Annotated in this window: 3 protein-coding genes; all 3 read left to right on the forward strand. The window is 69.4% G+C overall.

Annotated elements, in window-relative coordinates; translation table 11 throughout:
• Positions 1-218 precede the first annotated feature (218 nt).
• Positions 219-1,010, forward strand: coding sequence for a GntR family transcriptional regulator (locus EQG76_RS01695; protein WP_159710039.1), 792 nt, complete (start codon positions 219-221; stop codon positions 1,008-1,010).
• 44 nt (positions 1,011-1,054) lie between these two features.
• Positions 1,055-1,843, forward strand: a complete 789-nt coding sequence (kduI, locus tag EQG76_RS01700) for a 5-dehydro-4-deoxy-D-glucuronate isomerase (protein WP_200840475.1) — start codon at positions 1,055-1,057, stop codon at positions 1,841-1,843.
• A partial coding sequence (kduD, locus tag EQG76_RS01705) for a 2-dehydro-3-deoxy-D-gluconate 5-dehydrogenase KduD (RefSeq protein ID WP_159710043.1) occupies positions 1,840-2,488 on the forward strand: 649 nt, incomplete at its 3' end. The genes kduI and kduD, both read left to right, overlap by 4 nt.

Here is a 2,488-nt window from a genome sequence, read left to right on the forward strand (position 1 = left end):
GCCCCCTTACGGGTTTTCCGCGGGAACTGCGAGGCGGCCCCGCGCCGCGCTGGACGAAGCAAGCCTGATCGTGGCCCCACGGTATCGCAGCCGTGGGGCGCGCGGCGACCTGCTGACAGTTCCCCCCGGAGGGCCGATGCCGCAAGCTTGGATCCACCAGCGAAGCCAGCCTTGTCGCGGGTGGGGCAGTAATATATCAGAGTTGGTGGAAGTTGTCGTTGGGGCCGAACATGCCGGAGGCGGATGAGCCGGAATCGCGGACCGCGCCCATTCAGATTGGGGCTGCCGGCCAGGCACTGGCCGTTGGGCAGGCACGGGCCGGCCGGACCCGGCGTCCCAGCGCCGCCGTAGCCATCCATGCCCATCTGCGCGACCAGATCGTCCAGTTGGTGCGGATACCGGGCGAGCCCATCAACGAGCGCGAGATCGCGGCTCTGTTCGGGGTCAGCCGCACGCCGGTCCGCGAGGCGCTGCTGCAACTGGCCAGCGAAGGCCTGATCGCCATGGTGCCGCAGGTCGGCACCTTCGTGGCCCGCATCCCCGCCAATCGGCTGCCCGAGGCCGTGCTGGTGCGCCAGGCGCTGGAGGAGGCCACCGCGCGCCTTGCGGCCGAGCGCGGCGCGGCCGTGGATTTCGCCGGAATGGAGGCTGCGATCGACCGGCAGGTCCGCGCCACCGAGCGGGAGGCGATCGAGGAGTTCCACATCGCCGACGAGGCATTCCACGCGGCGATCGCCGCCGCCTCGGGCTATCCGGGCATCTGGCGCCTGGTACGCCGCGCCAAGCTCCAGCTTGACCGGTATCGCCGGACCACCCTGCCCCAGGCAGGCCGGCTGCCCAAGGTCATCGAGCAGCACCGCGCGATCATGGACGCCATCGCCCGTCATGATCCGGACGAAGCGGCCCTGCGCATGCGGGCCCATGTCGGCGCCCTGGTGGCGGACCTGGCCGTGATCCGGGCGCTGCGCCCCGATTGGTTCACCGACATTTCCGAGGAGGCAGGGCCGTGATCGCCGAGACCCGTCAAGCCGTCCATCCCGAGGCCGTGCGCGGCATGGACACGGACACACTGCGCCGCCACTTCCTGATCGAGCGGCTGTTCGCCGCCGACCAGGTGCTGCTGACGCTGAGCCATGTCGACCGCGTCGTGATCGGCGGGGCGATGCCGGTGAGCCAAGTCCTGCGCCTGACGCCGGAGCCGAGCTTCCGGACCGAGCACTTCCTGAGCCGGCGCGAGCTGGGCGTGATCAATCTGGGCGGGCCGGGCACGGTCGTGACCGACGGCACCGAGCACGCGCTGGCCAAGCGCGAGGCAGTCTACGTGGCGATGGGCACGGCCGAGGTCACCTTCCGCTCAGCCGATCCCGCCTCCCCGGCGAAGTTCTATCTGGTGAGCGCACCGGCCCATGCCCGGTTCGAGACGGTCCACCTGCCGCTGTCGAGGGCGCGCACCATGCAGCTGGGTGAGGCGGCCAAGGCCAACCGGCGCACGATCTACCAGCTGATTCACCCGGACGTGGTCCGCACCTGCCAGCTGGTGATGGGGACCACCGTGCTGGAGCCGGGCTCGCTCTGGAACACTATGCCCTGTCATGTGCACGACCGGCGCATGGAGGCCTATTGCTACTATGACCTGCCGGCGGACGCCCGGGTGTTCCACTTCATGGGCGAGCCGGACCATACGCGCCACCTGGTGGTGGCCGACGGCCAGGCCCTGATCTCGCCCGGCTGGTCGATTCATACCGGGGTCGGCACGGAGGCCTATGCCTTCGTCTGGGCGATGGCCGGCGAAAACCAGGACTACACCGACATGGACCATGTCCAGATGAAGGACCTGCGGTGAACCCGTTCGACCTGTCCGGCAAGACCGCGATCGTCACCGGTGCCAATACCGGTCTCGGCCAGGGCATCACCCTGGCACTCGCCAGGGCCGGTGCCCGGGTGGTCGGCGTGGGGCGCAGCCCGATGGACGAGACCCAGAGGGTCGTAGAGGCGGGCGGCGGCACGTTCCTCGCGGTCACCGCCGACCTCGCGACCCTGGAACCGATCCCGGACATCGTCGAGGCCGCGGTCGCCAACTTCGGCCGGATCGACATCCTGGTGAACAATGCCGGGATCATCCGCCGCCAGGACGCGATCGACTTCACCGAGGCCGACTGGGACGCGGTGATGGACGTCAACCTGAAGAGCGCGTTCTTCCTGAGCCAGGCGGCCGCCCGGACCATGCTGGCCGATGGCAGGGGCGGCAAGATCATCATGATCGCCTCGCTCCTGTCCTTCCAGGGCGGGATCCGGATCCCCTCCTACACGGCGAGCAAGAGTGGCCTTGCGGGCATCACCCGACTGCTCGCCTGCGAATGGGCGGCCAAGGGCATCAACGTGAACGCGATCGCCCCCGGCTATTTCGTGACCAACAACACGGAAGCACTGCGCAACGATCCGGACCGCAGCGAGCAGATCCTGGCGCGCATCCCCGCCGGCCGCTGGG

This window comes from Geminicoccus flavidas, from assembly GCF_009806515.1.
In the GTDB taxonomy this organism is placed as follows: Bacteria; Pseudomonadota; Alphaproteobacteria; order Geminicoccales; family Geminicoccaceae; genus Geminicoccus; species Geminicoccus flavidus.

What these genes read in the sequence shown, in the direction of transcription:
- kduI (WP_200840475.1), top strand. Translation starts at nt 1,055, where the DNA reads ATGGACACGGACACACTGCGCCGCCACTTCCTGATCGAGCGGCTGTTC.